This window comes from Dyella sp., assembly GCF_035277725.1.
Classification (GTDB): Bacteria; Pseudomonadota; Gammaproteobacteria; order Xanthomonadales; family Rhodanobacteraceae; genus Dyella_B.
The window spans coordinates 1-4,834 of record NZ_DATEJY010000205.1 but is presented as its reverse complement, the minus strand read 5'-3'; the positions used below and the strand labels follow the sequence as shown (position 1 = coordinate 4,834).

Sequence of the window (4,834 nt, the reverse complement as noted above, 5' to 3'; positions counted from 1 at the left end):
GCGCCTTGCACGGGGCCCACTTGCGTCAGGCCAGTCGGCACGGAATTGCCACCCGTACCGGAATACAGATAGGTGGTCTTGGTGCTGATGTAACCCTGGCCCGGCGTACCACCGTAGGCATTGAAATAAAGCGGTATGCCTTCCGTGTACTCACCCGCCGTCGCGCCGATCTTCAGGCTCGAATCGCCATGAACGTCCCATGCCACGCCGATGCGCGGCGTGAAGTTGCCCTTGCTGTACATCTTGACGTTGATGTTGTCGGTCATGGCGTAATTGTCGTAACGCCCGCCGATATAGGCCGTCCAGTTCTCGGCAAAGTGCCAGCTATCGGCCAGATAGAAGCCGTAGGTAGGCGAACTGTTGTAGTAGATGCGTGGTGCGTAGGCCAAGGTGACGTACGACGTTCCCGGCGCAAAGGGCTGGCCGGTCGCCGGATTGATCGTCTGGCCATTGATGGTGCAAGCCTCGTTGGGACCCAATGCGGTGCTGCAATGGTTGTAGGTCCACGAGTTCGGATTCGGGATATTGGATTGCGACATGGTGGGGCTGTATTGCTCCCCGCCAAAGGTGATTTCGTGGTTGTCGGTGACATCCCAGGTGAAGTCGACGCGCGAACCCATCATGCGGTAGCGCAAGGAATAGAGGCTGCTCGCGCCGTTGGAGAGCGTTTGCGTGTTGTTGGTGTTATCCGGGTCTGCCAACTGCACGTAGGGCACGTTAATGCTGTACTGCGGATACGAATAGAAGTCTTGCTGCGACGTGCCCCACATCGCCGATACCGAGAAGTTATCGGTGATCTGGCCGTGGTAGTTGGCGACCAGCATGCGATTGCGCCACGCATTGGCGCCTGAATATTGCAGCGCGGGTGCCGCACTGGAAGGATCGTACGGCGTCGACAACGGATACTGGGACTGCGAGAAGTTGTTGAGCTGGCGATCGAAGAAAATGTTGAGTGTGTGGCCGGTGGCGATGTTCCAGGTGAAATTGCCGAGCAGTTGCTTGTTCCGGCTTTCGTTGAGGTCCTTGTACTGACCATTGTAGGTCGTCGTCGGCGTAGCCCCTTGCACGCCCTGGCCGTAGTTGTTCGGCTGAATTTCGGCGAGCAGGTAGAAGAACGCCTTGTCTTTGACGATCGGGCCTGACACCCAGTAATCCTGCAACACACTCGGCGACCAGTGATTCAACTGATTGGCGGTCACCAGGCTGCCGTTGTAGTTGTAGATGTTCTTGCCGTTTTCATTGAAGAAACCGGTCGGTGGGTTGAACTGCAGATCCACGCCACCCTTGAAGGTGTTCGAGCCTTGCTTGATCGTGCCCGACACGACACCGCCCAAGGCGCTGCCGTACTTGGCATCCATGCCGCCGTCGACGGTGGAAATGCTGGCAAAGGCTTCGTTGGGAATCTTGTCCGGCGCAGCGCCCTGCTGCATGTCGGTCATGTTGAATTCGTTGATGAAGTACCGGTTCTCGGTACCCGACGCGCCGTTGAACTGCGGCGACGCGCCATGCGCACTGGTAATGCTGGTGACGTTGGCCTGCATCGAGGCGACATTGAGCAGATCGGCGTTGACCAGCGGCAGCCGATTGACGTCGGTGGCATTCCAGGTCTGGATCTGCTGGCTGGTGGTGACGTCGATTGCGTTGACCGCCGGTTGCGCCGCGGTGACGGTGATCGCGTTCAACTCCTTCGCATTGCCGCTCGCCACGGCGCCCGCGGCACCAAAGATGGCAGGGCTGTTCGAGCCGGCGGTCACCACCACGTTGCGCTGATCGACAACGTTGCCGTCACGCAGCAGCTTGACGACGTAATTGCCCGGCATCAGGCCGGTGACCGAGTAGTGACCATTGGCATCGGCACGCACGGTGTTGTCGTAACCCGTGGCCGGGTTGATCACTTCGGCGGTGATGTCCTTGCCTGCCGGCAGATTGCCGTAGACGCCACCGGTGATGCCTTGCGCAAACACCGAACCACTGGCCATGGCGGCAGCCCACAAGCCGATGCGTATGCTGGCACGCAGGCTGCTGCCCAAACGAAACGGGTACTTGCTCATTGCTTCCTCCCCAATCTTTATGTTTGCTTTGCCGCCTTCGCGGCTTTTTAAGGGCGCACATCCACGCATGAGCCATGGCGATGCCATGGCCCTCCGTTACTGCTTTTCAGATATGCAATCGCCCTGATCACTGACGCGTGCGGCAGGTGAGATCGCCACCACGCATCCCCGGCTTTTCCCCAGACTCCCTAGGCATGTCTCATCGGTTCTCGTGACAACGTTGGACTGCGGATGTCCCGAGCGGGCCAATCATTGGGTCAGCCAAGACACCTGTCAACAGAAATTTGCATCGATTCAAATTTAGAAATTTAAACTTATGTCGTTGATGTGTAAGTATTTCCTCATACTATTGATATTGCACGACAGCACGAAGCTTGGATCGATCCAAGTTTTTCATCGAGTTACGCCGTGCTGCAGCTGCAAACACGCGCCACAGAATTGGCGCTGAACAGGGCTGCATGTTCTTGATGTGCTTTCGGATCATCAGCAGGCGATCGATTCGCAGTTCCGCGCTCCCTGCAATGCGCGCAGCCGCTGCTCGATCAGGATCTGCATGCCAGGCCGTGATCAGATCATGCAGATACGCGCTTGCCGCAAGGCGCACATGCTTAGCGTGGTAACTACTGTGTCAGGCAGACGCAAGAAAGACCGGTCAGATTAGGCATCTGAGTGATGGCACTCCCTGCGGGAGCGCCTATTCGGCAAGAATGCCTTGGGAGCAGCCATGCACGCATGGCCGACAGATCACATACCTGTTGGGGGAAGCAAAGCAATGAAGACGCGTACGGTGGGAACGACCTTGCCCGTGCTGGAAGTGGGCCTGGAGCAAGGCGACCGCATTATTTCCGAGCCCGGCCGGTTTTCCTGGATGACCCGCAACATCGTGCTGCAGACCTCGGCACGCACGGCCGGCGCCAGCAGTTTTCTCGGGGTCATCGGGCGCGCGCTTTCGGGCGGCGGCATTTTCATGAATGAATACGAGACGTCCGGCTCGCCCGGCATGGTCGCCTTCGCGGCGAAAGTGCCCGGGTCGATCGTGGAAGTGCAGGTGAATCCCGGCCACACCTATTTCATCCATCGCCATGGTTTTCTGTGCGGCACGGAAGGCGTGGAATTGGCGATCGGTTTCCAGCGTTCGCTCGGCGCGGGCATCTTTGGCGGCGATGGTTTCGTGCTGCAAAAGCTGACCGGCAATGCGCGCGCCTGGGTCGAACTGGGTGGCGAGATCGTTACCTACACGCTGGCTGCCGGCGAAACCTTGCAGGTGCATCCGGGACACGTCGGCATGTTCGAAGGCACGGTGAATTTCGATATCACCCTGATCCCCGGCCTTAAGAACAAGCTCTTTGGCGGTGACGGCTTGTTTATTGCCAACCTCACCGGCCCGGGCCAGGTATGGCTGCAAACACTCACCATGCCGAACCTGGCGCATGCACTGGAACCTTACCTTGCTCGCGACGCTGGAAGCAGCTCGCCTGTGTTGAGCGGCGATTCGGGCAGTTCGCTCGGTGGCGCCATTGCCGGTGGCGTGATTGGTTCGGTGTTGGGTGGGTTGTTTGGTAAGGACGACTGAATTAGGCCGTTTTTTGCTCGGATATTGCAAAAAACCTTGAACCGTCGTCCCGGCGAAACCCGGACGGAGCGCGCAGCGCGGAGAACGTCCGAAGGGACGGCCCCGAAGGGGTGAGCGCAGTGAATCATCCAGCGACTTTTGAGGTACCTCAAAAGCGAAGACACTGGGCCCCGGCGTTCGCCGGGGCGACGATACTTAGGCGGTTGCCATGGCCAGCTACTTCTTGGCTTTCGACTTGTTCAACGCCACGGCCGCGCGAATAAGCGCCTTCAACGCCTTCTCGTTTATCTTCTCGCCTTCATGGAAATCGATGGCGCGCCGCGTATTGCCATCCAGGCTCGCGTTGAAAAGCTTTGAGGGATCGGGCAGCGAGGCACCTTTGGCAAAGGTCATCTTCACCGCGTTCTTGTAGGTCTCACCGGTGCAGAGCATGCCTTCGTGGTACCACACCGGCACCCCGCGCCACTTCCACTCCTCGACAACGTTGGGTTCGGCCTGCTTAATCAAGTCACGGAGCCGGCCGAGTGTTTCACCACGCCAATCGCCCAGCTCTTCGATTCGTGCATCGATCAGTTGCGAAGGCGACTTGCTGCTCTGCACTGCGCTCTTTGCCATGCCTGTGGGTCCTTGTGCCGACAAGCCTGAAATGGTGGCCGATGGCGGGCATCAAGTCGAGCATCGCCGTCTTCGCTCTCGTAGCCCATGTAGGCTGGGATGAAATCCCAGCTTCGTTGTAACCCTGCGTGCTGGGATTTCATCCCAGCCTACGATGCCGCGAATACCTTCCAGGCGAACTGACAAATACGGTTCATCGGTGACGTGTTCCATCAGGTTTGTCTCCGGCACCTGTTGCTGATTAGATGGCAATGAGCGATTGCGCTTATGCAGGTGATCAGTATTTCGGCGGGCAAATCATCGTTGCGAAGCAGGCACACAAGTTGCTTTGTTCTTGGTTTGTATCAGTAAGTCCTTACTAGGCAGCACCATGAGCACCCTGATTCTCCCGGTATCCAACGACACCCGCCGCGGCAGCCTCGCCTGCGTCGGCATGGGCATGACCCTTGGCTCCCACCTCACCCCGCTGGCGCGCAGCCATATCGAGCGCGCCGATGTGGTGTTCGCGGCGCTTTCCGATGGCGTGGTCGAAAAGTGGCTGCAACGCATGCATCCGGACGTACGCAGCCTTCAGCCCTATTACAAGGAAGGCAAG

The 4,834-nt window shown here is 58.4% G+C and carries 3 protein-coding genes and 1 pseudogene; 2 read left to right on the top strand and 2 right to left on the bottom strand.

The window, feature by feature from the left end; genetic code table 11:
- The coding region (locus VJR68_RS22090) for a TonB-dependent receptor domain-containing protein (protein ID WP_414647814.1) at window positions 1-824 on the bottom strand (824 nt) is incomplete at its 3' end.
- A 1,999-nt stretch (window positions 825-2,823) separates the two neighbouring features.
- Between VJR68_RS22090 and VJR68_RS17695 the strand changes: the two genes are divergently transcribed.
- Complete coding sequence (locus VJR68_RS17695) at window positions 2,824-3,624, top strand: AIM24 family protein (protein WP_324149870.1); 801 nt, start codon at window positions 2,824-2,826, stop codon at window positions 3,622-3,624.
- A 216-nt stretch (window positions 3,625-3,840) separates the two neighbouring features.
- On the opposite strand, the gene VJR68_RS17690 is transcribed toward VJR68_RS17695, so the two are convergent.
- Entirely contained in the window at window positions 3,841-4,239 is a 399-nt protein-coding gene (locus VJR68_RS17690) for a DUF1801 domain-containing protein (RefSeq protein WP_324149869.1), read from the bottom strand.
- A gap of 370 nt (window positions 4,240-4,609) precedes the next feature.
- On the opposite strand from VJR68_RS17690, the pseudogene VJR68_RS17685 reads away from it, so the two are divergent.
- Window positions 4,610-4,834, top strand: a pseudogene (locus VJR68_RS17685) (hypothetical protein); the annotation flags it as partial.